Source organism: Microbacterium sp. C-MGS6 (assembly GCF_058140415.1).
The window spans coordinates 631,438-655,456 of sequence record NZ_CM176934.1; the positions used below are offsets into that span (position 1 = coordinate 631,438).

Sequence of the window (24,019 nt, forward strand, 5' to 3'; positions counted from 1 at the left end):
CTGATCCGGAGCCAATCCGGCCGAGACTGCGCGGCATCGGTACCGGTACGCTCGAGAGAAGGAGGTGCCGGTGGGACGGACTGCGGATGCCATCGCCGAAGGCGTCGCGATCGCGACGGCCGCTGCGCGCCTCGCCGTGAAGAATCACATCCTCATCGGCACCATCGCCGAGGACGGCGTCTTCGACCTCGACAAGTACGTCGAGGATGCGAGGGCTGCGCTCGGGGCGATGGCCGAGGAGTCCGAGGAGGCCGCGGCCACGGTCACGGCCTTGCGCAAGCGCGCCCGCGGTCGGCATTCCGATCCGGTCGGCACGCACGACTACCGCGACCGCGATGTGCGCAATCTCCGGAGGCGGGCGAAGCAGTCGCTCGGCGTCGCGCAGCGTCTGCGCGAGATGATGGATGACCGTGCCCAGCTGGAGAGCATCGTCGAGGAGGCGCGCGCGGCGGCCTGGGCCGACGTGCGGCACAACCTCGACCGTCGACTGCGCGTCGAGGGCATGCGACCCGATCAGGATCCCGACTACGCACGTATGCGTGAGGCGCGGATGCAGGCACTGCGGCTCGTCGACCTGCAGGCGCTCTCCTCGCAGCAGCGGGCCAGGGAGAAGCGGCGGAAGAAGCAGGAGAAGGTGGCCGCGAAGGGGGAGTGAGCCCTCGTTTCGCTTTCCGGTCTCGTCTGTTGTAGGCTGGTCGTCGGCCCGCTGAGCGGTAAAGCACCGCGGGTCCTGCGCCTCTAGCTCAATGGATAGAGCATCTGACTACGGATCAGAAGGTTGGGGGTTCGAGTCCCTCGAGGCGCACACTGTGTTGAGACAGTACGGAAACCCCCGTCGCGGAAGCGGCGGGGGTTTTCGCTGTCCGGGGGCAGGTGCCGCGGTCAGAGCAGGCTGGTGATAGCGGGATCGCGTTCCGCGAGGTCGGCCGCCGTCGCCATGATCGCCGACCGCATCGCGGCGACCGCGACGGCGGGCGTCACGTCGGAGCGGTGGGCGAGGCTGATCGTCCGGGACATCGCGGGGTGGGCGAGACGCGCGGATCGCAGTGCGGGGCGTTCGTACAGCACCATCGCCGGGACCACCGCGACGCCGACGCCGCGCTCGACGAAGCGCAGCACCGCATCCATCTCCGCGCCCTCCAGCGCGAGGGTCGGGGTGAGATCGGCGGCCCGGAAGACGGCGTCCATCGCGGCGCGCAGTTCGTAGCTCTCGTCGAACTGGATGAGCGGGAGCGTGGCGAGGTGCGCCAGGCTCACGGACGAGCCGTGGGTCACCGGAGGGGCCGCCGCCGACGAGATCACCACGAGCTCCTCGGCGAGCAGCGGGACGTGCGTGAGGCTGACCCCTGCCGGCACCGGACCCTCGGACTGGGTCACGAGGGCGATGTCGACCGCGCCGACCGCGAGCTGCTCGACGAGCAGGCGAGAGCCGCCCTCCGTGAGGTGCAGATCGATGCCGGGGTGGGTGGCATGGAACGAGCTGAGAGCTTCCGCCACGAGGCTGATGCACAGGGTGGGCGGGGCGCCGAGTCGCACCCGTCCACGGCGGAGCCCGGCGAGCTCGGCCACCTCGTCGCGGATGGCGTCGGCTTCGGCGAGCATGCGCTGCGCGCGAGGGAGGACCGTCTCCCCGGCCGCCGTCAGGGCGATGTGGCCGCGCGCGCGATGGAACAGCTCGGCGCCGAGCTCGCGTTCGAGGGTCGAGATCTGACGGCTCAGCGACGGCTGGGCGAGGTGGAGGTGCTCGGAGGCGCGGGTGAAGTGGCCGAGGCGGGCGACTTCGACGAACCCGCGGAGCTGCTCGAGGTTCATATCCATAGCGTACCCGCATGGTTTCCAGACGAACTATGCATTGGAGTTATTAGGATCGCCTAACTAGCGTCGAGAGCATGAATGCACCCGAACGTCAGATCTCCACCACGGTCCTCGTGATCGGCACCGGAGGCTCCGGGCTCCGCGCCGCGATCGAGGTCGCCGAGCACGGCGTCGACGTGCTCGCCGTCGGCAAACGCCCGCGGCAGGACGCCCACACGTCGCTCGCGGCCGGCGGCATCAACGCCGCTCTCGGCACGATGGACGCCGAAGACAGCTGGCAGCAGCACGCGGCGGACACGATCAAGGAAAGCTACCTCCTCGCCAACCCCCATACCGTCCAGATCGTCACCCAGGGCGCCGAGCGCGGCATCCGCGACCTCGAGCGCTGGGGCATGGACTTCGCCCGCGAGGGCGACGGCCGCATCTCGCAGCGCTTCTTCGGTGCGCACACCTACCGCCGCACCGCCTTCGCCGGCGATTACACCGGCCTCGAGATCCAGCGGACGCTGGTCGCCCGCGCCGAGCAGCTCGACGTCCCCATCCTCGACAACGTCTACATCACCCGTCTGCTCGTGCGCGACAACGTCATCTTCGGCGCGTACGGCTTCGATCAGGCGGACGGCACGCGCTACCTCATCCATGCGGACGCGGTGATCCTCGCCGCGGGCGGGCACAACCGCATCTGGCGCCGGACGTCGTCGAGGCGTGACGAGAACACCGGAGACTCCTTCCGGCTCGCGGTCGAGGCGGGGGCGCGACTCCGCGACCCCGAGCTGGTGCAGTTCCATCCGTCCGGCATCATCGAGCCCGAGAACGCCGCCGGCACCCTCATCTCCGAGGCCGCGCGCGGGGAGGGCGGCATCCTCCGCAATGCCCGGGGCGAGCGGTTCATGGAGAAGTACGACCCCGAGCGGATGGAGCTGTCGACGCGCGACCGTGTCGCGCTCGCCGCCTACACGGAGATCCAGGAGGGCCGCGGTACGGAGAACGGCGGCGTCTGGCTCGACGTGTCGCACCTGCCCCGCGAGACCATCATGACCCGGCTTCCGCGCGTCTATCAGACGATGATGGAGCTGCAGATGCTCGACATCACCGCGGACCCGATCGAGATCGCGCCGACCGCGCACTACTCGATGGGCGGCGTGTGGGTGCGGCCGGACGACCACCAGACCGACGTCGACGGGCTGTACGCGATCGGGGAGGCGTCGAGCGGACTCCACGGCGCGAACCGTCTCGGCGGGAACTCGCTCATCGAGTTGCTCGTCTACGGCCGGATCGTCGGTCAGGCCGCCATGGCCCACGCCGCGGGGCTCGACGCCCAGCGCCGGTCGGCCGATGCGGTCGCCGCCGCTCGTGCCGAGATCGACGACCTCCTCGCCGCGGAGGGGCGCGAGAACGTGCGGGCTCTGCAGCGCGCGATCCGCAACCTCATGACGGAGTACGCCGGCGTGGTGCGGTCGGAGGACGGGCTGAAGGCGGGCCTCGCCGACCTCGACATGATCGAGGGGCGCATGGAGGACATCGGCATCCACCCGGACATCGCCGGATTCCAGGACCTCGCGCACGCGTTCGACCTCAAGGCCTCCGCGCTCGCTGCCCGGGCCACGCTGGAGGCGGCGCGGGAGCGTCGGGAGACTCGCGGATGCCACAACCGCAGCGACTTCCCGGACACCGATCCCACGCTGCAGGTGAACCTCGTGTGGTCCCCGTCCGCCGGCGTGACCCGCGAGGAGATCCCCGCGATCCCCGAGGAGATCGCCGAGCTCGTGCGCGACGTCGACACGACCGGCAAGCTCGTCGAGTAGATCCCCGAGACCCCGCTCTCGCGTCGAGACCCCGCCCTGCAGACGTCTGCGGGGCGGGGTCTCGGCGGTAGTCCGGGGTTTCGGGGAGGGAGTCAGTCGACGCCGAGGCCGACGGCCTCGTGATCCGGTTCCGGGTCGTCGCGCTTCGGGGCCTTCGGCTCCTCGCCGGGGGACTTCTCGGTGCTGGGCTCCTCCAGCTCCTCGGTGCTCGGGACCTCGGCCGGGTCCGCGTCCTCCGGGGAGTCCGCCTGCTCCGGCGTCGTCGCCTCGCCCTCCGAGGTGTCGGACGCGGGGGTCGGCGTGGGGGTCTGCGCCTCGGGCGAGAGCTCGTCGTTCGCGGTCGGTTCGGGAGTGTTGTCGGTCATGATCGTCCCTTTCTGCGATGTCGTGCTCTCAGCCTGCCTCCGCCTCGACGCGAGATGAAGGGCCTTGACGCGGACCCGTCGGCGACGCGGTTAATCGCGGTGAACCGGATCCGCGAAGTCGGCGTAGCCTGGAGGGGTGACTGCGTACGTCTCGGCCTTCGACCTCTTCTCCATCGGCGTCGGCCCGTCCAGCTCGCACACCGTCGGACCGATGCGGGCGGCACTCGACTTCGCGCGCCGGCTCTCCGGCTCCGGCGAGCTCGACCGCATCGCCCGGGTCGAATGCACGCTGTACGGCTCGCTCGGCGCCACCGGCATCGGCCATGGCACCCCGGACGCGGTGGTCGCGGGGCTGCGCGGTCTCGCACCCGAGACCTGTGACCCGGCGGCGGTGCGCGCGGCCTGGTCCGCCTACCCCGAGGGGGAGCCGCTGCGGATCGACGGCGCCCACGCGGTGCCGTTCCGGAAGGACGACATCGTGTTCGCGCCGCGGACCCGCCTCCCCGGTCATCCGAACGCCATGACGCTCATCGCCCGTGACCGGGACGGAACCATCCTGTTCGAGCAGACGTACTACTCGATCGGCGGCGGGTTCATCCGGCGCGAGGGGGAGGAAGCGCAGCTCTCCACCGGCGCCTTCCCGCAGCCGTATGCCGATGCCGCCTCGCTGCTCGCCCTGTGCGACGAGCTCGGACTGTCCATCGCGGAGGTCGCCCGCCGCAACGAGACGGCGCTGCGGAGCGAGGAGGAGGTCGCCGCCGGCCTCGACGCGATCTGGGATGCGATGTCGGGCTGCGTGGACGCGGGGCTCCACGCCGACGGGGTGCTTCCGGGCATGCTGCAGGTGAAGCGCCGCGCCGGCACGATCCGCGCACAGCTCGAGGCGGTCGAAGCCGAGGGGCACCGAGAGCTGCCCGGCGAGTGGCTCGGCGCGTTCGCGCTGGCCGTGAACGAGGAGAACGCGGCGGGTGGGCGCGTCGTGACCGCTCCGACCAACGGCGCGGCGGGCATTCTCCCCGCGGTGGCGATGTACTGGTGGCGCTTCCTCGCCGACTCGGGGCTCGGCGCCGGGAACGCGGTGACGCCGTACGGGGAGCTCGTCGGCAGCGCGCTGCTCGGGTTCGACGGGGCCCCGCCGCCCGCTCCCGCACTCGACGGGGAGGACGCGGAGATCGCGGAGGCCAATCGCCGCCGGGGCATCCGCCGGTTCCTGCTGACGGCTACCGCCCTCGGGTCGCTGTTCAAGGCCAACGCCTCGATCTCCGGCGCCGAAGGCGGGTGTCAGGCCGAGGTCGGCTCCGCGTGCGCGATGGCCGCGGGTGGGCTCACCGCGGTGATGGGCGGCACGAACCGGCAGATCGAGAACGCCGCGGAGATCGCGATGGAGCATCACCTCGGCCTCACATGCGACCCGATCGGCGGACTCGTGCAGATCCCGTGCATCGAGCGCAACGCGATCGCCGCCTCCACCGCGGTCACCGCCGCACGTCTCGCGCTCCGCGGCGACGGGAGCCACTATGTCTCGCTGGATGCCGTCGTCGAGACGATGCGCCAGACCGGTCTCGACATGTCGACCAAGTACAAGGAGACCAGCGAGGGCGGTCTGGCGGTGAACGTCATCGAGTGCTGACCTCGCCGACCCACCCCCTCTCGTGCGTTCCGGCCCGTTGCGTGCGCATGAAGAGGGGTGGCAGGCACACAGAGGGGTGGGTCGACGGAGGAGGGAAGGGAGAGGCATATGCGGCAGCAGCCGGTCGTCGCGGTGCGGGCGAACGACGAGGCGCCGACCCCGGACGGGACGTGGCCGACGAACATCCCCGCGGTGGCACAGGTGCTGCGCGAGGGACTGGATCTGGGACCGGGAGTGACCTTCCTCGTCGGCGAGAACGGCAGCGGGAAGTCCACCCTCGTCGAGGGCATCGCGATCGCGTACGGTCTCTCCCCGGAAGGCGGATCCCGGCAGGCGCAGCACCGGACACGTCCGACCGAGTCGCCGCTGTCGGACTGGCTGCGCCTCCAACGGGGCGTCGGCGCGCACCGCTGGGGATTCTTCCTGCGGGCCGAGACGATGCACTCGTTCTACACGTACCTCGAGGAGAACCCCTCCCTGCGCGGCGACGTGCCCTTCCACGAGATGAGCCACGGGGAGTCGTTCCTCGCCCTGCTCGACAGCCGCTTCGATGATCCGGGGTTCTACTGCCTGGACGAGCCGGAGGCCGCCCTGTCGTTCCATTCGACTCTCACGCTGATCGCCGTGCTGCAGCGCATCGCCGACGAGGGCGGCCAGGTGCTGTGCGCCACGCACTCCCCGGTGCTCGCGGCGCTCCCGGGCGCCACCATCCTGGAGGTCGGGGAGTGGGGGCTCCGCCCTGCCGCCTGGGAGGACCTCGAGATCGTGAACCACTGGCGCTCGTTCCTCGGGCAGCCGCAGCGGTATCTCCGGCATCTGCTCGACGAGCGAGGCTCCGCGGAGCCGTAGGCTGACGGGCATGACCGAGCAGAGGGCGCCGAGACGACGCGGGCGCCCGCGCGGCGGCACCGACTCCCGCGAGCGCATCGTGTCCGCGGCCGTCGACGAGTTCGGCGCGCAGGGGTACGACGGCGCCACGGTGCGATCGATCGCCGCCCGCGCCGGGGTCGACTCCGCACTCGTCCACCACTACTTCGGCACCAAGGCCGACCTGTTCGCAGAGGCCGCCGGGATCCCGTTGCGCCCCGACCTCGACGTCCCGGAGATCCTCGCGGGGCCGAAGGACGAAGCGGGGGCCCGGCTCGTCCGCTACGTGCTCGACGCGTTCGAGAAGCCCGACGTGCGCCGCCGCGGGGTGCTGCTCCTGCGCACGGCGATCGGGAGCAGGCTGACGACCCCCCTGCTCGCCGGCTTCCTCTCCCGCGAACTGCTCTCCCGCGTGGCACGACGCCTCGACGTGGAGGACGCCGACCTCCGCGCCGCCCTCGTCGCCTCGCAGATCGCCGGCATGCTCATCGGTCGCTACGTGCTGCAGCTCCCCGCGCTCGCCGGAGCCTCCGTCGAGGAGCTCGTCCGCCGCGTCGGCCCCACCGTCCAGCGCTACCTCTTCGACTGACGCCCGCGTCCCCGGGCACGGCTGCGGAGATCTCGACCGCCGCGCCGGTCGGCACGGGCCGGCGACGGCGTGTCGATCCGGCGCTCCGCAGCTGTGCCCACGGAGCCGTTGACGCCCGACGAGGCGAGGCGCATAATTCATCGCATGATGAATAACGCGGCGGTCGAGATCACGCAGCTCCGCGTGCGGCGTGGGGCCGTATCCGTGTTCGACGGCATCGACCTCGCCGTCCCCCGCGGGCAGATCACGGGTCTCCTCGGCCCCTCGGGGTGCGGCAAGACCACGCTCATGCGGTCGATCGTCGGTGTGCAGCGGATCGCCTCCGGCGACGTGACCGTTCTGGGTGAGCCGGGCGGTTCGCGTCGGCTCCGGCACCGCGTGGCCTACGGTACGCAGGGCGCCTCGGTCTACGGCGACCTCAGCGTGCGGCAGAACCTCTCGTACTTCGCGTCGCTCCTGAAGGCGCCGAAGGGCGATGTCGACCGGGTCATCCAGGAGGTCGGCCTCGGCGCACAGGCCACGCAGCTCGTCGATGCGCTGAGCGGCGGCCAGGCGACGCGGGTGTCGCTCGCGGTGGCTCTGATCGGCTTGCCGGAACTGATCGTGCTGGACGAGCCGACCGTCGGACTCGACCCCGTGTTGCGGGCGGAGCTCTGGACCCTGTTCCGCCGGCTGGCCGACCGGGGCGTCACGCTCATCGTGTCCAGTCACGTGATGGACGAGGCGGTGCGCTGCGACCGGCTGCTGCTGATGCGGGAGGGGAGGATCATCGCCGACACCACGCCGTCGTCCCTGCTCACCGACACCGGCACGACCGACGCCGAGGCCGCGTTCCTGGCGCTGATCGAACGTGACAGGGCCGCCGGCGCCGCGACCACCCGGCGGGCGCGGCGAGAAGCGCACGAGCGCCAGGAGAAGGACGCGACATGAACGGCCGCCGGCTGTTCGCGACCGCCGGCCGTGTGCTCACGCAGCTCCGACACGACCCGCGGTCCATCGCCTTGATGCTCATCGCCCCGAGCCTGCTCGTCGGTCTCTTCGCCTGGCTGTTCAGCGAGCAGGACGGTGTGTTCGATCAGTTCGGGGGTGCCATCCTGGCGCTGTTCCCGTTCATCGTGATGTTCCTCATCACGTCGATCACCACCTTGCGCGAACGCCGTTCCGGCACGCTCGAACGGCTGATGACCACGCCGCTCGAGAAGGCCGACTTCATCCTCGGGTATGCGCTCGCGTTCGGGCTGATGGCCGTGCTGCAGGCGGTGATCACGGTGTCGTTCGCGGTCGGGGTGTGCGGGCTCGACGTCGACGGACCGCTGTGGCAGCTGGGCCTCGTCGCGGTGGTCGACGCACTGCTCGGCACAGCCCTCGGCCTGCTGGCGAGCGCGTTCGCCCAGACCGAGTTCCAGGCCGTGCAGTTCATGCCGTTGCTGGTGTTCCCGCAGATCATCCTCGGCGGGTTGTTCATGCCGCGCGACCAGATGCCCGACGTGCTGTACGCCATCTCCGACTGGCTGCCGCTCAGCTACGCGATCGATACGATCAACGCCGTCACGGCGGGGGACGAGGGGAGGGACGTGTTCGGTCCGCTGCTCATCGTCGTGGCCTTCGCCGTCGGCGCTCTGGTGCTCGCCGCCCTCACGCTGCGGCGGCGTACACGCTGAGCCGGAGTCCTGGCCTGGGTCAGCGCGCGGCGCGGTTCTTGGTGTGCTTCGTCGGCAGGGCGGCCCAGGGGTCCTCGGGCCAGGGGTGCCGGGGGTAGCGGCCGCGCATCTCGGCGCGCACCTGGGCATAGGGGCCGGACCAGAACGAGGCGAGGTCGTCCGTGACGGCGAGCGGCCGCCCCGCGGGGGACAGCAGGTGGAAGAGGACGGGAACGCGGCCGTCCACCAGCCGGGGAGTCTCCGCCCACCCGAAGCACTCCTGCAGCTTCACCGCGACGACGGGGCGTGCGGTCGGATCCCCGTCGGGTTCCGGGTAGGTGATGCGGACGCGGGAGCCGCTGGGGACCTCGAGCCGCTCCGGGACGAGGGCCTCGAGGTGCACGGCCTCGGGCCAGGGCAGCAGACGGCGCAGCGCCGAGGACAGATCCAGCCGACTCGCGGGGGTGCCGGATGCGAGAGCCTCGAGCTCCGGTGCCATCCAGGCATCGAGGGCGTCGATCAACCCCGCGTCCGACACATCGGGCCATGGCTCACCGAGCTCACGTCGGAGCAGCGCGAGTCTGCGGCGGAGGGCCTCCGCCCCGTCGGACCAGGTGAACATGCCGAGGCCATCGCGTCGGACCGCCCGGGCCACGGCATCCCGCCCTGTCGATGCCGCCGCTCGCACCGGCACCGAGGAACGCAGGATCGCACCGATCCGGCGCTCGCGGCGGGCCTGCACACGACCTCCGACGAACTCGGCTTCCACGCGGTCGCTCATCAGGGGGCCCGCCGCGCGCTCCGCCTGCTCCTCGGTGAGGGTCGCCGCCGTGCGGATGACCGCACCGGAACCGGCGGCCGCCCGGGACGAGGCGCGGGCGACATCGGCCACGGCGAGCCATTCCGAGGACGCGAGGGAACCGCTCACTCCGGCCCGCGTGCCGGAGGCCAGCAGGAACGTGGCTCCCGATCCCGTGTGCTCGACGCGGTGGGCGACACGTTCGGGGAAGGCCAGCGCGATCATGAGACCGACGCCGTCGAGACCCGCGCGGGTGTCCGGTGTCGGATCGGCGAGGCGTTCCAGACGACGCGCGTCCTCGCGCCAGCGACGGGCCTCCGCAGTCCCGCCGCCCCGCAACGCGACAAGAGCGTGGGCGACGTCGGCATCCGGGACGCGCTGATCACCGCCCAGAAGCGCGACGACCTCGGCGGCGAGCCGGCTCCCCACCACGGGGCTGCCGTCCCGCAGCGCCCTGGCCAGCCGGGGATCGGTCGGGATGCGGGCCAGCACGCGGCCCTCGGCCGTGGCGCGCCCGTCGTCGTCGATCGCTCCGAGACCGCGAAGCACCGCGACGGCGTCGGCGAGACTGTCGGCTCGCAGCGGTTCGATCAACCGCAGGCCTGCTCCGCCCGGGGCACCCCAGCACGCCAGGAGGAGGGCGGCGCCGGTGAGGTCGGCCGTCGCGATCTCCGGGGACGGACGCGCGGGAGCCGCCGCGTAGGCGCGCTCGTCCACACACCGGACGACGATGCCGGGGCCCTGACGCGTCGCGCGTCCGGCACGCTGCACGCACGAGGAACGGGAGGCGGCGGTGGTGACCAGACCCGTCATGCCGCGGGCGGCGTCGCGCTGCGGCTGCCGGGACAGACAGCTGTCCACGACCATCCGCACACCCGGCACCGTGATCGACGACTCGGCGAGCGAGGTGGCGACGATGATGCGGGGCACGCCCCCCGGTGCACGACCGCGGATCACGGCATCCTGTTCCGCCGGCGGGATCTGGCCGTGCAGCTCCCGCACGTCGAAGGCGCCGTTCCGAGTGCGGACGCGTCGGGCGATCTCCGACACCTCGCGAGCGCCCGGGGCGAACACGAGCACGTCGGCTTCGGGGTCTTCGCGGACCAGCTCGGTGGCGGCGGAGGCGGAGACACTCGCGATGTGGTCGAGGAAGCCGCGGGTGACTCCCCGTTCGTCGAGGCGGGGCGTGGGACTCGGAGCCCAGCGCTCGGTGAGGGGGAAGGCCGGGACGTCATGGTCGACGATCGGCGCGGGGGACTCGGCGGTGCCGATGACGGCGGCGAGCCGGGCAGCGTCGAGGGTGGCGGACATCGCGACGACGACGAGGTCATCCCGCAGCTCCCGCACCTCCGAGAGCAGGCCGACGAGGAGGTCGGTCTCGAGGGCACGCTCGTGCACCTCATCGATGATGACCGCACTCACGCCGTCGAGTCCCGGGTCGTCCAGCAACCGTCGCAGGAGCACGCCGGCGGTGACGAACTCGACCCTCGTATCCGGCCCGGCTGTGCGCTCGCCGCGGACGGTGAAGCCCACCCGGGATCCGAGCGGGGAGCCATCGAGGTGTGCGAGTCGGCGGGCGGCGGCACGCGCGGCGACCCGGCGGGGTTGGGTGACGATCACGCGGTCGGTGGTTCGTGAGGCGACGAGCGGCGGTACGAGGGTGGTCTTGCCCGTGCCCGGCGGCGCGGTCACCACCACGGAGCCGCTCGTGTCGAGGGCAGCGGAGAGCTCCTCGAGGGCGCCCGCGAACGACAGGCCGGCACCGATGGCGGCGAGGTCGAAGGCAGCGCGGGTCACCCGTCCAGTCTGCCCGGTCGATCGGCGCCCGGAGCCGTTCACAACTCAGGAGATCCGGGGGGATTCGGCGCAGCGGGACGGATCGCCGCGTCCGTGCTTGCCGATCTCCTGAGTTGTGAACCGGCAGAGGCGGTGCCCGACGACAGACAGCGGATGCCGCGACCGAGTCGGTCGCGGCATCCGCTGTCCTGTGCTGCTTACTCCGCGTCGGGAGCCGGAGGAGCGGGGGGCGGCGGGGTGGTCGGTGCGGGCGTGCGCGGCGCAGGGGCCGGTGCGGACGCTTCGGCGACTCCGGCTCCGAAGCCGCGACCGACGGCCTGCCCCTGGATGATTCCGGCCAGGTCGAGGCCTGTCGCGGAGTGCACGCTGTCGAACACCGAGCGCATGGCCTTCGCGCTGTCGGCGCCCACGACGTTCGACGCGCCGTCCTCGGCGGACCCGCCGACGATCGAGACGCTGCCGATGGCGGCGTAGCCCTTCGCGAACTCCGACATGATCGACGGCAGCACTTCCAGCACGCGCTGCGAGAGGAAGGCATCCTGGTTGGAGGCGATGGCCTTGGCCTCGGCCTCGACAGCGGCTGCACGGGCCTCACCCTCGGCGCGGATCGCCTCGGCCTCGGCGTTGGCGCGGAGGCGACGGGCCTCGGCTTCGGCCTCCGCCTGGGCGCGCAGAGCATCCGCGTCACCGGTCGCCTTCGCGATCGCGGCGGCAGCCTCACCGTCGGCGCGCGCCTTGTCGGCCTGCGCCTGCTGCTCGGCGATGCGGGTGCGCGCCTCGGCCTGCTTGACCTGCTCGATCGCCGCCGCCTCGGCCGCCCGCTCACGCGTGTAGAGCTCGGCCTGCGCGCGGGTCTCCGCCTCGTACCGCTGGGCGTCCGCGACGCGCTTGACGTCGGCGTCGAGCTGCGCCTGCTTGTTCTCGGCCTGCTGCTGCAGCACGGCCTGCTCGGCCTGGGCGCGGGCGAGCTGCTCGGCCTGCTCCGCCTCGGCGCGGGCCCGGCCGATGCCGGCGTTGGCGTTGGCGGTGTTGGTGTCGAGAGCGGTCTGCTCGACGAGGTTCGCCTCCTGGTTGGCGATGTTCTTCTGGTTGATCGCGCGGTCGGCGTTGGTCTGCGAGATCTCCGCGGCCTGGCGCTTGGCCTGGATCTCCGGCGCACCGAGGGACTGGATGTAGCCGACCTTGTCGGTGATGCCCTTGATCTGGAAGGAGTCGAGGATGAGGCCCTGTTCGGCGAGCTCCTGGGAGACGTCGGCGGCGATCTGGTCGGAGAACTTCTTGCGCTCCCGCATGAGCTCCACGACGGAGAGCGTCGCGACGATGCCGCGCAGGGCGCCCTCGAGCTGCTCGGTGGTGAACTGCTCGATGGCCTTGTCCTGGGAGGCGAAGCGCTCGGCGGCCCGGCGCACCAGCAGCGGGTCGGAGCCGATCTTGACGATGGCGACGCCGTCGACGTTGAGCGTCACGTTGTCGAGCGACTGGGCCTCGGCGTTGAGCGACACCTGCCGTGAGCGGAGGGAGATGATCTCGTGGCGCTGGGTGATCGGGTTGACGAGCGACTTCCCGTTCACGATGACCGTGACGGGCGATTCCGTCATCTCCGAGCTGCTGGTGCCGTCGGCGCCGATGACGGCACGCTGCACCTTCTGCTTGCGTCCGGAGATGACGAGCGCTTCGTCGGCGCGAGCCACCTTGATCCAGCTGCGGGCGAACAGCAGCAGGATCAGCAGGACGACGATCGCGGCGACGACCGCGATCCCGATGACGATGAGGATGCCGACGATTCCGGCGATCTCCATGGATGACCTCCCTGGTTCCCCCCGAGGGGGCGGTCCGATATGCCCACGGTCGATGTGGGCGTGCGCAACCCACCCTGCCAGAAAAGAGACGCCCGCCACCGCGTCGGGTGCCATCATGCCGGTATCGGTGGACGTTCCTCCCGCCGCCCTGCCTGCGGAGGAGGGGAGCGGTCAGCGGGTGCGGAGTTTCTCCGCGAGGTCGCGCAGCAGGCGCAGCTCCTCGTCGTCGAGGCGTGACATCCGGTCGGCGATCGACCGGCCGTGCACGGTCGCGAGCGCTCGGAAGGCCCGGGCGCCCTCGTCCGTCGCGCGGATCAGGGCGCCGCGGCCGTCGTCCGGGTCGGCGCACTTCGCGACCAGTCCCCGCGTCACCATCCGGTCGACGAGGCGGGAGACGCTCGGCTGGCTGATGAGCATGTTGGCGGTGATGTCGCGCAGGCGGGCGGTCATCTCCGGCGAGCGTGTGACGGTGAGCAGCACGTCGTACTCGGCCTGCGTGATGTCGCCGGTGTCGAAGTCGGCTGCCATCTCGGTGAACAGTTCGTGCTGCGCGCGGAACAGGCTTTCCCAGGCCTCCAGCGCGAGCTTCCGATCGGTCATCCTCACAGAGTACCGGGCGCAGTAAAGGGCCGGTCGGAGAGGCTCCCGACCGGCCCTTGTCCCTTGCACCAAGAGTGTCCTGCAATCACATGCGGTGGATGCCACAGCAAACATTCACCGTGCGATCACTGTATAACGGCGAGGTAACGAATGCAACGGTTTGATCACAAATGGCAGGCCCCCCGCGACGATTGTCCGATCTCACCAAAAGTGTCGGAGTCTCACGAAAGGTGTCAGAGCGTCTCACGAAGCTGTCGGAATCTCACGAGACGTGTCGGAAGCGCGGCGTGTCGACGAGACCCGTCGAGCAGCGGACATAGTCTGCCCGTGAGCAGATCCCCAGTCGGGCATCTTTGTCAGGGCTCAGAACATAGGCCAGTACCGCTCCCCAGGAGAGAGGCTGACTGCCAAATAGGAAGCATCCGTCGACGTCGATTGGATCCCTATGGACCTGACTCAGCAGTGGCCTGTCCCTCCGTCGCCTGAAATGGGCAGGAGGCGAGCTCGCGTTGAGTATCGTCTCGATGGCGTGCAATTGGAGCTTGACGCCGTCGACTGCGACGACGTCCCCTTCGAACGAGGCGACCCTGCTCGGAGCTTTCCCAGTTGGCGCCTCAAACGGCACTACGACGGCTACCACTGGATGGGAACGCTTGGTGCGTCGATCGGATTCGAGTCGCTGACCGAGCGGGGCTGCCTCATCGAGTTGGACCGCACCCCCGGCGTAGTTGCGGTCGCCAGCCAGCCGATGTGGATTCGGTGGACCGCGTCCGACGGCCCGCGCGAGCACTACCCGGACTACTTCGTGCGTCTGGACGACGGGCACGCCGTGCTGATGGATGTCAAGCCGGCGGCTCAGATCAAAGACAACGTCAGAAGACAGTTCGACATGACGGCGGTGTTCGCCGCTGAGCGCGGCTGGCGGTATGTCGTCTATGACGCGGAATCGCCAATCCGCGAAGCCAACCTCCGATTCCTGGGCCCGTTCCGAGACTGGGCGACCAGCAAGGAACTGCCGATGCTCCCAGAAGATGGGCTGCCGCTGGCTGAGGTAGCTGCGCTATTCGGCGTCGGATCCGAGGGCTTCGCGCACTGCTACGCGCACCTCTGGTCAGGGGCGCTCGAGGCAGATCTCGATCAGCCCCTCAGCATCAGAACGATCGTGTGGGAAAGGAGCGCGTGATGCGCGTTGTGGTTGGCGGGTCGCTTGTGTGGCGTCAACGCAGATTCGCCGTTTTGTTCATTGAGAACGACTCGGCGATGCTCCGAGATGAGGACGGAAGTGAGGTCGAAGTCGCTCTCGACGAGCTTGGACATGATGCAACACCGGTGCCTAGCGACACTTCGGGTCTGCTGAACCTCTCTCTGCAGGTGCAGGACATCGAGCCCGACATGGATCCCTGGCTGCAGTCGTGCATACGCATTGAGGCGACCCGAGAAGAAATCGGGGTCGGGAAGGCTGTCGAAACGGAGCGCGAGTGGCTGGAGACGCGCCTAAGTAAAACCGTCTCCACGCGCGCTGTGGAGCGTCGGCTCAAAGCGTTCCGAGAGCAGGGGACGACCACTGCAGGGAAGTGCTCCCCACGCAAGAGCACCTGGGATCCGCGCCTCGTCGAGGCCATCAACCACGTACTCGGAGGAAAGAGCCGCGCCTCGACTGTCAGCCGAACTACAGCGATCGAACAGATCACGAGGCGCGTCGAACGTCTCCATGGCGATGCGGTGAAGCTGCCGAGCCGAGCAACGTTCTTCCGACTTCTCGAAGCAGACGAGCACGGGCAATTCACCTTCGGTTCGGCCAAGACTCGTGAGTCGCTTGCGCTGCAACCCGACGGCAAATTCGGCACCCGCACCGCACTGCGTCCCGGCGAATTGGTCGAGATGGACTCCACGCGGATCGATGTCATGTTGCGGATCGATGAGGAAACGGTCGGTCGGCCCGAGCTGACCATTCTCCTAGACGTCGCGACGCGCTCGATCCTGGCGGCGATGCTGCGCCCGGAGGGGACCAAGAGCGTCGATCTGGTGGCTGTGCTCGCACGGGCCCTGGTGCCCTATGGGCGGCGTATGGAAGGCGTTCGCGAGACTCGACAGCTGATCTCGACGGCATGGGCTGATGATCAACTGATCGATCAGGAGCGATTTGAGCGATTGCGTCTCGCGCAGCCGTACGTGTTTCCCGACACGATCACCACCGACCGCGGACGAAACTACTTGTCGCGGCATTTCCGGGCTGCGTGCGAAACCTTGAATATTTCACTGATCACCTCGGCGCCGCACACGCCAACGGACAAACCGCACGTAGAGCGAGCGTTCGGGGCCATCAACTCGATGCTGCTGCAACATGTGAAGGGATATGTAGGACGCAGCGTCGAACATCGCGGTCGCGACACAGACGTGGAATCCGACGAACTACTGACGATTGCGCAGGCCCAGGAGCTCCTCGAGGACTGGATCGCGGTGGAGTGGCAGAGCCGTCCGCATGACGGACTGCGCGACCCGTTGCATCCGCGTATCAAGTTGTCGCCGAACGAGATGTGTCGAGCGTTCCGTGCTTACGTGCCGGAGCTTCACGTACCGCTGACGCGAGACGACTACACTGCGCTGCTGCCCGTCCAGTATCGAGTGCTCAATCGCTACGGCGTGCGCATCGACCATCGCATTTACAACTCAGAGCGGCTCAAAGGCCTGTGGCGACGTAAGTCTGACGACAAGGCGAGAAACGGACGATGGCCGATCCGTGTGGACCCCTACAACCTGCACGTCGTTTGGCTTGAACATGATGGCGAGTTCATCCCGCTCCGATGGTCGAATCAGGTTCATGAACTCCCGATGCTGGGTGATGTGTGGCGGTACGCCCGTGCTGAGCACGCCCTCCGTGACGTTGAGCTCGACACGGAACGTCGTGAGCTAACGATCGCGATCAAGGCGTTCGCCGGGCAAGGAAATCGCGGGGCCAAGGATGTGAAGCCGGCTCGAAACGCGCGGCAGCGTGCGCGAGTGGCGGCGATCGCCGACGATCCAATGAACTTCACGAGCCTCAAGAGCATCGAGCTGGAGGAAACACCCGCCGATGAGGGCGAATTGTTGACCGATGGCACATCAGTCGACGAGTGGCCGAACACGGGCGGCTTCCCGTTCATCGGGGACGCACTCGATGAGGCGCGACGGAGGATCGACGAATGATCGAGATCGCAACCAAAGCCGGTTGGCGTGAGTACGTGGAAGCCACCTACGATCGACCCGCGCCGATCACTTCACAGGAACTTCGAGCGCTTAGCTTCGGCGACCGTGCTTTGTACAATCAGGGTCGCGCACAGTACGCGCAAGCAGGAGCATTCGTGCAGACTCCGCGGTTCAAGGCGTTTCAGCACGCTGTGCGAGACCGCGTAATGCTCAATACCTACCGACGAGTTGGAAAACTGGGCTTGATCTTGTCCGGGGAACCGGGTCATGGAAAAACGACTTCGCTGGTCGAGGTGGGTAGGTCACACGAACTCCGTCGGCGAGAGATCGGCCATCCTGCGGCAGGGCCGGGAAAGCTCCCTGTCGTTTACGTCGCGGTGCCGGCGCAGTGCTCTGCCAAGGCTTTGATGCATGAGTTTGCTAGGTTCTTGGGCCTGCCCCTCGTCGGACGAAAGACATACGGGGACCTGCTCGACATGGTGGCCAACGCACTTCGAGGATGCTCCACCGAACTCATATTGATCGACGACGTTCACCATCTCGACCTCAAGTACCGGCAGAACATCGAGGCTTCCGACATGCTCAAGCAACTGTCAGAGAGATGCGGGGGAACCTTCGTCTACGCAGGAATCGCGGTCGAAGGCACTGGACTGCTCGACGGTGAGCGCGGTGGGCAGATCGGGAAGCGGTTCGAAGTTCATGTCGCCGCACCGTTCAGCCTGGGCTCGAAAGCCGACGACTCCTGCTGGGGCGACCTGCTCCTGGCTATGGAGAACTCGTTGTGCCTCACGGAGCAAAAACTGGGGTCCATACTGTCCGTGGCAGAGGTTCTTCACGCGCTGACTGGTGGCGAGATCGGCTTGCTCAAAGATCTACTGCAGTTCGCTTCGCTCAAAGCCATGGACGACGGAACCGAAAAGCTCGACCTAGCGGCGTTTGATCACGACTTACAGCGGAGGCAGGAAGTCGCCAAGCTCCTCAATCCGAAGCCACCTCGCTCTCGAGTTGCGGCGCATTCGAGATGAGAAGCGTTACAGCTCTCCCTATTGCGGTTCAGCCCTTTCGCGACGAGACAGCAACGAGCTACTGGGTACGCCTGTGCCGCGCCAATGCCATCGCTCAGGCCGATCTCTGGCTCGCGTTAAGGCACCTCGATCGCGCGCTCCCAATCGGCGTCACGCCTAGGAACGCGATCAGGCATATCGAACTCCTGGGCGGACTCACCGAAGGGCTCTTGCAGCACCCAATGCGCAGAATCTCCTGCAAACACGGTGGATCCACGCGGCGGGTGGACTGTGCAGTTTGTCGGATGCTCCCCGCCGCGATCAGCCTGTGCAGGCGGTGCACTCGAGGCGAACTGGTGACCGCAGCACGTCGGAGTGGGCCGATCTGTGTGCGCCACCGCCGGTGGCACCTTGACAACCGTGACCTCGATGTCGGAGGCAAAACGAGGCACTTGAGAGCGCAGCGTCTGCTCAACGGGACGATGGCATTGCGCGGAGTGTCGTACATGTCGAGCGAAGTCGAGGCGGCGACCTTGCTGCTACAGCTGCGAGCGGGCGAGAACGATCCTGAGCCGCGCGACCGGGAGCATAACCAAGTCTCCTTGTTTCCACTGCACATCAACATCGCCCTGGTGCTTACGGATGACCGGATGGCGGGCGTGCTAATGTCCCGTCGGATCGGGCCTCACGCGACCGCAGTGGCGATCGATTGGGTCCTCAGTGCTCATTTCATTGGTCGCCGCGTCGGGAATGACGCGCTCAACGAAATCAGGATCGAAGGGCGCGAGCTCTGGCTTGGTAGAACCGCCGTCCGGCTTCAGGGCGGATGTGCTCTCACGTCATCCGCGCTGCGGCTCCTCCCGCACGTGAGAACGCTGAGGGTGCAACTCCTTCAGCATCGTTCCAAACTAGTCGGCGACCACTCATGATTCCCCTCCCTTGCCGAGTTCGACCGTTGACGGGGGAGACGCCAGACGGGTTCCTGGGACGACTCGCGGCGACGAACGCCATCGGTCTCACGAGTCTCCAGCGCTATATCTGGCAGGAGCTGGGTCTGACGACAGCGAACTCAACCAACGCTCGCTATGTCGCGGCAATTGAGCAGGCCGGGGGATTGGAGCCAGGGCACTTCGCCGGTCAACACGCTAGGTCTGGTCTGTTCCGCCGCTGCCATCACCACCACTGGCTTCTCACGCCCTGCCGCAAGTGTGGTGTGTTGGACCGCCCACGCGCGGCATGTTCAGTCTGCAGCGACGGGATCCTGACCGAGGTTGTCAGTCGAGGTGGGGGATTCTGCGTCCGGCACCGACGATGGCACATGTTCGGGCAGGACGAGTTGATTCGTCCCCCCGACGTCAACCGTCACGCCGAGCAGGTGCTGTCGGGACGGCTCTGGAACCGCGGCGTGACGATGCACACCGGCGAGATCGCGCTCGCGATCACCCTGATTCAAGACAGCCGAAGTGAGACATCCTGCAGCAGCGATGCCGCGCTCTCGCTTGTATATGGGCCTGCCGTTGAGCTGGCATTGACACTGACCGATGCCAGTGTGGCTCTCAGTTTGAGTGCTCTCTCAGAAGGCGAAGCACGCCAAGTCGAGGGACTCATCGGGCTGACGATCGGAGCAGGCCGAGGCTCTCGAACACCGGAGCTGGAGAGGACTGCGGCTCTGGTTGTCGCCGCGCATCGCACCGCGTTGGACGAGGCGGTACATATGCCGAACTCGCCCGCTACACGCGTGCGGATCGTGAGGTTTGAGAAAGGAATCGCCGAGGCGTCCTTTCGGAGCAAGGCCGTCCTGCTGCGACACGTCACACGCCCTGGGCGTCGAGTGAACGGCGCGAAGCTCCTGGTGCGAGGTGCTCCCAGTTCGCGGGTGGTTTCTCGCCGTATCGTTCCGGGGTGGGCTGATGACGCGCCGTGGATCCGAGATGTCGTCGTTCCGTCAACGGCTTCGAAGGTCGGGGACGTCGTCCGGAATCAAGTCGTGCAGTGAGATCCCCAGCACCTGCACCAGCGCGAGAACGGTGCGAATGGTCGGGTTGGCTGGATGGCCCGGACGGGACTCCCCTTTTTCGTACTTCTGGTACGTGTAACGCGTCAGGCCCGAGCGGTACGCGACGTCCTCTTGCGTCAGCCCCGCGCGCTCGCGCGCGGAACGAAGCGAGGTCGCGAGGCGGCGCGCATACGCGTTCCATTCCGCGTCGATGTCATCGTTCCGTCGGGGCACCTACCAAGCGTCGCGACGGGCAACTCCTCGTATGGCCTAATCGGTATGGCATAATTTCGAAGGCCATACGAAACAATCTCGTCCTCGTCGGATCGCTCCGCTCTTCCCTGCACGTGTGCTGCCCATCCCGATGACAGGCGGTCGCGTCGCGGGAAGGCCCGTGCGAGCGACCGCGATTGTGATGGTTGAGATGCCCGAGTCGTACCCGATCTGGTGGCAGGAAATCGACTCGCCGCCGCCAGCTGAGTGGGTGTTCATGTTCGAGGACTTCACCGGTGAAGACACCGCCGAGCAATGGGCGCTGGCCGCGGCGATCTTCATCGCCCAAACTCGCCGCCGCACGGCAGCCGGCCCCACCTTCGCTGAACTGTTCACCTACCTGCTGCCGGACACCGACGGACTCCCTGGCCCCCTGCCGCGGAACCTGGACTTCATCCAGCGGCGCCGCGCCGTCGCAGGTTTCCGCGGCCACGCGGCAATCGAGTGGCGCCGTCGGGGAATGATCAGCTTCGACATCGGCGTCATGCGCAGCCTTCGAGTTGGACGTGAGTTCCGCGAGCGGTCGCGGCGTCGCCAACAGGCCCGAGAAGCGACACGCCATCAGCGCGGAATCGAACGCGAACCAAGATTGGAACTCACGGACATTGCCGCCACCACGGAACGAGAGAGTTGACATGACCGAGGAATATCCGCCGGAACTCCGCGGCCTACTCAAGCGGATCGCTCCAGGCTGGCCAGAACTGCTGGAAGTCGGTGCCGGCTGGTACCCGCTGCTGGCGAGACTCGATGCAACGCTGTCCGTCATCGCCCCGAGCTACGTCGTGCAGCAGGTGAAGTCGAAGTTTGGTGCCCTGAGCTTCTATGCCGACCCGTCCGATGACCCGTCGAACTTCGATCAGGCGTTCGCGGACGCGGTGCGTGCGGCTGAGTGGGAAAGTACCGAGACGTGCGAGGTATGCGGGGCTCCGGCGAAGCAGTACGTGATCAGAATGTGGGTATCGACACTCTGCCAACGTCACGCCGCCGAGGCGGGAGGTGACGTGCTCGACCCAGATCCGCCGCCTTCGGCAGCCTGACTCGACGTCGCTGGCCGACACAGATTCGCACTCCTGCCGAGCCGTAGACTCGACTGCATGTCCTCTCAACCCGGAGCCAAGCCGCGCGTCGGCGCTGCTCTGGATCGGGGGGCCGCCGAGGAACTGGCGCGCACGCTGAGAGCGGTCGCTGACCCCACACGTCTGCAGATCCTCAGCATCATTCTGGGATCGGTCGACGAGCGCGCGACCGTCGGTCAGCTTGCAGATGTGCTGGGATTGCGGCAGCCGACAGTCACCCACCACGTCCGAATCCTGCTCGACGACGAATTCCTCACGCGGCAGCAGGACGGAAAGCTGGGCTGGCTGTCCGTCAGCCCCTCACGACGCAGCGCAGTTGAGGACTTCCTCCGGTGAACGATCGCTCGGCACACCGCGTCGGTCGGCCACTCGACGTGCAGTCAGCGCGAGATCGCGCGGCGCAGGTCTCGGTGCTGGGCAACCCCGACACCCTGCGAGTGCTCAGCGCACTCGCTTCCGACGTGCCGATCGGTGATATCCCTGCCGAACTGGCGCTCGATGCTGGAGTAGTCGAGGCGGCGCTCAAGTCGCTGCGGATGACAGGGCTGATTCGTGACTCTGCCGGGGCTGTGGCGCCGACGGTCGATGCCTGGGTGAGATTTGGGCGTCTGTTGGCGAGCGAGTCGATACAGCCCGCCGCGGCGGCGCCTGCAGCCACCGCGCTCCCACCGGGCGTAGCCACGATCGTCTCTGATCTCGCTTATCGGTTCAACTCGACGTTCAGTCGTGAGACGGTCGCCAGCTATGTCGCACAGAGCTATCTGCTTCTGAGCCAGCGGGCTCGTGTGCGCGAACATTTGCTGACGATGACGGCGCGGTATGCGGCTGATCGCCTCGACGCTCTCGCGACTGCACAGGGATTGATCCTGAGGGATACTCCGGAAGTGCTGTTCGTCTGTGTGCAGAATGCGGGGCGATCGCAGATGGCCGGGGCGTTCCTGCGGCATCTATCGGGCGGGAAGGTGCACGTGCGAACGGCAGGTTCGTCGCCTGCGGAGACCTCTCATCCGCGGGTGGAGGCGGCACTGGCCGAGGTGGGTGTCGAGCTCTGGGGTGAGTTCCCTAAGCCGCTCACGGAGGACGTGGTGCGCGCCGCTGACTACGTCATCACGATGGGTTGCGGGGATGCATGCCCGGTTTTCCCGGGCCGCCGATACATGGAGTGGGACCTCGCAGACCCGCTCGAACTCGATGACCAAGGGCTTCGCGTCGTGCGCGACGATATCCGCAGGCGCGTACTGGGGCTTCTCGTTGAGCTGGGTATTGAGCCTCAGGACGCGAGCCGGTAGCCGGCGACGCGGACCGTCTCGATGAGCGCCTGTGCAGGAGCGAAGTTTGCCAGACGCGCGCGCAGTTTCGTCATCGCAACCCGGACTGAGGCGTGAGGGTCCTCCAGATCCGATCCGAAGGCGAGAGCAAGCGTGTCGATGCTCACGCTCTCCGGATAGGCGCGGACGATCTGATGCAGCAGCTCGAACTCCCGCGGCGGAAGCAGGAGCGCATGGTCCCGCCAGCGGAGACTCCGGTGCGGGACATCGAGGGTCAGTTCTCCGAAGCGGAGCGAGCGATCCTGGGGCCCCGTTCTCGGGTGCAGGCGAGCTACTTCCCGCAGGCGATCGGGCGTGATGGGAAGGCGGATAGTGCCGCGCAATCCGGCCCGCATCGCGGCTTCGATCGTGGCGGTCTCGGTGTCGTCGGAGACTCCGAGGAAGATCGATCCACCACACACCGGTTCCGCGATCTGCATGATGGCTGCAAGCCTCTCGAACGACTCGCCACCGGCGAGGATGAGAGACGACCCGTAGTCGTGGGCCAAATCGGCCAGCGCGTCGACGATCTCGGCGTGAACCGTGATGGGGACTCCGGCATGGCGGAACTCAGCGAAGCTCCCGCGGAAGATCTCCGAACTTCGCCCGTGTAGGACGAACCGAGGATCGCCGCCAGACGGGGAACTCATCCGAACCGTCCGCTGATGTAGTCCTCCGTGCGCTGGTCCTGCGGCTGCTCAAAGATGTTCTTGGTGAGGTCGTATTCCACCAGAACTCCGGTGCGGTCCCCCGTCGTCTCGTCAGCCAGGGCGGTGAAGAATGCGGTCCGGTCAGCGACTCGAGCTGCCTGCTGCATGTTGTGGGTGACGATGATGATTGTGTAGTCCTTGCGCAGTTCGTGCATGAGGTCTTCGATCCGCGAGGTGGCGATGGGGTCGAGGGCCGAGCACGGCTCGTCCATGAGGATCACATCGGGCTGCACGGCGATGGTGCGCGCGATGCACAGACGCTGCTGCTGGCCGCCGGAGAGCCCGAACGCGGACTGCTTGAGCTTGTCCTTCACCTCGCCCCAGAGCGCTGAGCGTGTCAGTGCTTCCTCGACGAGGTCGTCCATGTTGTCGACCTTCATCCCGGTTACGCGAGGGCCGTAGGCGATGTTGTCGTAGATCGACTTCGGGAACGGGTTGGGCTTCTGAAACACCATGCCGATGCGTCGTCGAACCTCGATGGGGTCGACGCCCTTCGCGTAGATGTCCTCTTCCTGGAAGATGACGTTTCCTTCGACGCGGGCACCGTCGACGAGGTCGTTCATGCGGTTCAGAGAGCGCAGGAGCGTGGATTTGCCGCAGCCGGAGGGGCCGATGAGTGCGGTGATCTCGTTGCGTCCGAACTCGAGGTTCACGCCGGTGACTGCGCGGAAGTCCCCGTAGTAGACGTTGACGTCTTCGCAGCGGATGAGTCCGCTGGGGGTTTCAGCAACGTGACGCGATTCTGCGGCCTGGAAGTGGGT

At 67.8% G+C, this 24,019-nt stretch carries 24 protein-coding genes and 1 tRNA gene; 17 read left to right on the top strand and 8 right to left on the bottom strand.

Annotated features, from left to right (window positions below; all coding sequences use genetic code 11):
• Window positions 1–70 precede the first annotated feature (70 nt).
• Window positions 71–655 carry an asparagine synthase gene (locus AC3B5L_RS03005; protein WP_187663254.1) on the top strand — a complete coding sequence of 195 codons (585 nt, stop codon included), beginning with the start codon at window positions 71–73 and terminating at the stop codon, window positions 653–655.
• 77 nt (window positions 656–732) lie between these two features.
• Window positions 733–805 (top strand) — tRNA-Arg (locus AC3B5L_RS03010).
• A 77-nt stretch (window positions 806–882) separates the two neighbouring features.
• Here AC3B5L_RS03010 and AC3B5L_RS03015 read toward each other — a convergent pair.
• The gene (locus AC3B5L_RS03015) at window positions 883–1,818 is read right to left on the bottom strand and encodes a LysR family transcriptional regulator (protein WP_370428368.1); all 936 of its coding nucleotides are present in this window, start codon (window positions 1,816–1,818) and stop codon (window positions 883–885) included.
• A gap of 71 nt (window positions 1,819–1,889) precedes the next feature.
• On the opposite strand from AC3B5L_RS03015, the gene AC3B5L_RS03020 reads away from it, so the two are divergent.
• Window positions 1,890–3,620, top strand: coding sequence for an L-aspartate oxidase (locus AC3B5L_RS03020; RefSeq protein WP_259953670.1), 1,731 nt, complete (start codon window positions 1,890–1,892; stop codon window positions 3,618–3,620).
• Between the two features lie 92 nt (window positions 3,621–3,712).
• On the opposite strand, the gene AC3B5L_RS03025 is transcribed toward AC3B5L_RS03020, so the two are convergent.
• Window positions 3,713–3,985, bottom strand: a complete 273-nt coding sequence (locus tag AC3B5L_RS03025; protein WP_187663257.1) for a hypothetical protein — start codon at window positions 3,983–3,985, stop codon at window positions 3,713–3,715.
• Between the two features lie 136 nt (window positions 3,986–4,121).
• On the opposite strand from AC3B5L_RS03025, the gene AC3B5L_RS03030 reads away from it, so the two are divergent.
• From AC3B5L_RS03030 to AC3B5L_RS03050, 5 genes are all read left to right on the top strand, one after another.
• Window positions 4,122–5,615 carry an L-serine ammonia-lyase, iron-sulfur-dependent, subunit alpha gene (locus AC3B5L_RS03030; protein ID WP_187663258.1) on the top strand — a complete coding sequence of 498 codons (1,494 nt, stop codon included), beginning with the start codon at window positions 4,122–4,124 and terminating at the stop codon, window positions 5,613–5,615.
• A gap of 108 nt (window positions 5,616–5,723) precedes the next feature.
• Entirely contained in the window at window positions 5,724–6,464 is a 741-nt protein-coding gene (locus AC3B5L_RS03035; RefSeq protein ID WP_187663259.1) for an AAA family ATPase, read from the top strand.
• Between the two features lie 10 nt (window positions 6,465–6,474).
• Window positions 6,475–7,071 (top strand): TetR/AcrR family transcriptional regulator, encoded by a 597-nt coding sequence (locus AC3B5L_RS03040; protein WP_187663260.1) that lies wholly within the window; start codon window positions 6,475–6,477, stop codon window positions 7,069–7,071.
• 147 nt (window positions 7,072–7,218) lie between these two features.
• Complete coding sequence (locus tag AC3B5L_RS03045) at window positions 7,219–8,001, top strand: ABC transporter ATP-binding protein (protein WP_490096423.1); 783 nt, start codon at window positions 7,219–7,221, stop codon at window positions 7,999–8,001.
• On the top strand, window positions 7,998–8,732 hold the full coding sequence (locus AC3B5L_RS03050; RefSeq protein WP_187663261.1) for an ABC transporter permease: 735 nt from the start codon (window positions 7,998–8,000) through the stop codon (window positions 8,730–8,732). Before AC3B5L_RS03045 ends, AC3B5L_RS03050 begins: the two co-directional genes overlap by 4 nt.
• A gap of 19 nt (window positions 8,733–8,751) precedes the next feature.
• Here the strand turns inward: AC3B5L_RS03050 and hrpB are convergent, their stop codons facing one another.
• From hrpB to AC3B5L_RS03065, 3 genes are all read right to left on the bottom strand, one after another.
• A complete protein-coding gene (hrpB, locus tag AC3B5L_RS03055) occupies window positions 8,752–11,307 on the bottom strand; it encodes an ATP-dependent helicase HrpB (RefSeq protein WP_490096208.1) in 2,556 nt (851 codons plus the stop codon).
• Window positions 11,308–11,504: 197 nt separating this feature from the next.
• The gene (locus AC3B5L_RS03060; protein WP_490096209.1) at window positions 11,505–13,106 is read right to left on the bottom strand and encodes an SPFH domain-containing protein; all 1,602 of its coding nucleotides are present in this window, start codon (window positions 13,104–13,106) and stop codon (window positions 11,505–11,507) included.
• Window positions 13,107–13,277: 171 nt separating this feature from the next.
• Window positions 13,278–13,706 (bottom strand): MarR family winged helix-turn-helix transcriptional regulator, encoded by a 429-nt coding sequence (locus AC3B5L_RS03065; protein WP_025104537.1) that lies wholly within the window; start codon window positions 13,704–13,706, stop codon window positions 13,278–13,280.
• Window positions 13,707–14,235: 529 nt separating this feature from the next.
• On the opposite strand from AC3B5L_RS03065, the gene AC3B5L_RS03070 reads away from it, so the two are divergent.
• The 5 genes from AC3B5L_RS03070 to AC3B5L_RS03090 all read left to right on the top strand — a co-directional run bounded on the left by AC3B5L_RS03070 (window position 14,236) and on the right by AC3B5L_RS03090 (window position 19,892).
• A complete protein-coding gene (locus tag AC3B5L_RS03070) occupies window positions 14,236–14,889 on the top strand; it encodes a TnsA-like heteromeric transposase endonuclease subunit (RefSeq protein WP_490096210.1) in 654 nt (217 codons plus the stop codon).
• Window positions 14,889–16,892: a TnsB C-terminal domain-containing protein gene (locus AC3B5L_RS03075; RefSeq protein ID WP_136054077.1), complete on the top strand. Its 2,004-nt coding sequence runs from the start codon at window positions 14,889–14,891 to the stop codon at window positions 16,890–16,892. The genes AC3B5L_RS03070 and AC3B5L_RS03075 overlap by 1 nt, the downstream gene beginning before the upstream one ends.
• Window positions 16,889–17,917, top strand: coding sequence for an AAA family ATPase (locus AC3B5L_RS03080; protein ID WP_136054076.1), 1,029 nt, complete (start codon window positions 16,889–16,891; stop codon window positions 17,915–17,917). The genes AC3B5L_RS03075 and AC3B5L_RS03080 overlap by 4 nt, the downstream gene beginning before the upstream one ends.
• A 485-nt stretch (window positions 17,918–18,402) precedes the next feature.
• Entirely contained in the window at window positions 18,403–18,825 is a 423-nt protein-coding gene (locus tag AC3B5L_RS03085; RefSeq protein WP_136054075.1) for a hypothetical protein, read from the top strand.
• A gap of 389 nt (window positions 18,826–19,214) precedes the next feature.
• Window positions 19,215–19,892, top strand: coding sequence for a hypothetical protein (locus AC3B5L_RS03090; RefSeq protein ID WP_136054074.1), 678 nt, complete (start codon window positions 19,215–19,217; stop codon window positions 19,890–19,892).
• Here the strand turns inward: AC3B5L_RS03090 and AC3B5L_RS03095 are convergent.
• Window positions 19,842–20,126, bottom strand: a complete 285-nt coding sequence (locus tag AC3B5L_RS03095) for a helix-turn-helix transcriptional regulator (RefSeq protein WP_136054073.1) — start codon at window positions 20,124–20,126, stop codon at window positions 19,842–19,844. The genes AC3B5L_RS03090 and AC3B5L_RS03095 overlap by 51 nt on opposite strands.
• 190 nt (window positions 20,127–20,316) lie before the next feature.
• Here AC3B5L_RS03095 and AC3B5L_RS03100 point away from each other — a divergent pair, with 190 nt between their 5' ends.
• The 4 genes from AC3B5L_RS03100 to AC3B5L_RS03115 are packed head-to-tail and all read left to right on the top strand — an operon-like array spanning window position 20,317 to window position 22,530.
• Window positions 20,317–20,799 carry a hypothetical protein gene (locus AC3B5L_RS03100; protein ID WP_136054612.1) on the top strand — a complete coding sequence of 161 codons (483 nt, stop codon included), beginning with the start codon at window positions 20,317–20,319 and terminating at the stop codon, window positions 20,797–20,799.
• Between the two features lies 1 nt (window position 20,800).
• Complete coding sequence (locus AC3B5L_RS03105; protein ID WP_136054611.1) at window positions 20,801–21,202, top strand: hypothetical protein; 402 nt, start codon at window positions 20,801–20,803, stop codon at window positions 21,200–21,202.
• A gap of 57 nt (window positions 21,203–21,259) precedes the next feature.
• Entirely contained in the window at window positions 21,260–21,577 is a 318-nt protein-coding gene (locus AC3B5L_RS03110; protein WP_136054610.1) for an ArsR/SmtB family transcription factor, read from the top strand.
• Window positions 21,574–22,530: an arsenate reductase/protein-tyrosine-phosphatase family protein gene (locus AC3B5L_RS03115; protein WP_240747073.1), complete on the top strand. Its 957-nt coding sequence runs from the start codon at window positions 21,574–21,576 to the stop codon at window positions 22,528–22,530. The genes AC3B5L_RS03110 and AC3B5L_RS03115 overlap by 4 nt, the downstream gene beginning before the upstream one ends.
• On the opposite strand, the gene AC3B5L_RS03120 is transcribed toward AC3B5L_RS03115, so the two are convergent.
• Entirely contained in the window at window positions 22,512–23,198 is a 687-nt protein-coding gene (locus tag AC3B5L_RS03120; RefSeq protein WP_490096211.1) for a winged helix-turn-helix domain-containing protein, read from the bottom strand. The genes AC3B5L_RS03115 and AC3B5L_RS03120 overlap by 19 nt on opposite strands.
• Entirely contained in the window at window positions 23,195–23,965 is a 771-nt protein-coding gene (gene pstB, locus AC3B5L_RS03125; protein WP_120776991.1) for a phosphate ABC transporter ATP-binding protein PstB, read from the bottom strand. Before pstB ends, AC3B5L_RS03120 begins: the two co-directional genes overlap by 4 nt.
• Between the last annotated feature and the right edge of the window lie 54 nt (window positions 23,966–24,019).

Bases quoted from the DNA above. Each gene is read 5' to 3' on its own strand.
- AC3B5L_RS03090 (WP_136054074.1), top strand. From the start codon at position 19,215: ATGTTCGGGCAGGACGAGTTGATTCGTCCCCCCGACGTCAACCGTCAC.
- AC3B5L_RS03085 (WP_136054075.1), top strand. From the start codon at position 18,403: ATGTCGAGCGAAGTCGAGGCGGCGACCTTGCTGCTACAGCTGCGAGCG.
- AC3B5L_RS03050 (WP_187663261.1), top strand. From the start codon at position 7,998: ATGAACGGCCGCCGGCTGTTCGCGACCGCCGGCCGTGTGCTCACGCAG.
- AC3B5L_RS03035 (WP_187663259.1), top strand. From the start codon at position 5,724: ATGCGGCAGCAGCCGGTCGTCGCGGTGCGGGCGAACGACGAGGCGCCG.
- AC3B5L_RS03065 (WP_025104537.1), bottom strand. From the start codon at position 13,706: ATGACCGATCGGAAGCTCGCGCTGGAGGCCTGGGAAAGCCTGTTCCGC.
- AC3B5L_RS03105 (WP_136054611.1), top strand. From the start codon at position 20,801: ATGACCGAGGAATATCCGCCGGAACTCCGCGGCCTACTCAAGCGGATC.
- AC3B5L_RS03015 (WP_370428368.1), bottom strand. From the start codon at position 1,818: ATGGATATGAACCTCGAGCAGCTCCGCGGGTTCGTCGAAGTCGCCCGC.
- AC3B5L_RS03045 (WP_490096423.1), top strand. From the start codon at position 7,219: ATGAATAACGCGGCGGTCGAGATCACGCAGCTCCGCGTGCGGCGTGGG.
- AC3B5L_RS03100 (WP_136054612.1), top strand. From the start codon at position 20,317: ATGCCCGAGTCGTACCCGATCTGGTGGCAGGAAATCGACTCGCCGCCG.
- AC3B5L_RS03080 (WP_136054076.1), top strand. From the start codon at position 16,889: ATGATCGAGATCGCAACCAAAGCCGGTTGGCGTGAGTACGTGGAAGCC.
- AC3B5L_RS03075 (WP_136054077.1), top strand. From the start codon at position 14,889: ATGCGCGTTGTGGTTGGCGGGTCGCTTGTGTGGCGTCAACGCAGATTC.
- AC3B5L_RS03020 (WP_259953670.1), top strand. From the start codon at position 1,890: ATGAATGCACCCGAACGTCAGATCTCCACCACGGTCCTCGTGATCGGC.
- AC3B5L_RS03025 (WP_187663257.1), bottom strand. From the start codon at position 3,985: ATGACCGACAACACTCCCGAACCGACCGCGAACGACGAGCTCTCGCCC.
- AC3B5L_RS03110 (WP_136054610.1), top strand. From the start codon at position 21,260: ATGTCCTCTCAACCCGGAGCCAAGCCGCGCGTCGGCGCTGCTCTGGAT.
- AC3B5L_RS03040 (WP_187663260.1), top strand. From the start codon at position 6,475: ATGACCGAGCAGAGGGCGCCGAGACGACGCGGGCGCCCGCGCGGCGGC.
- AC3B5L_RS03120 (WP_490096211.1), bottom strand. From the start codon at position 23,198: ATGAGTTCCCCGTCTGGCGGCGATCCTCGGTTCGTCCTACACGGGCGA.
- AC3B5L_RS03060 (WP_490096209.1), bottom strand. From the start codon at position 13,106: ATGGAGATCGCCGGAATCGTCGGCATCCTCATCGTCATCGGGATCGCG.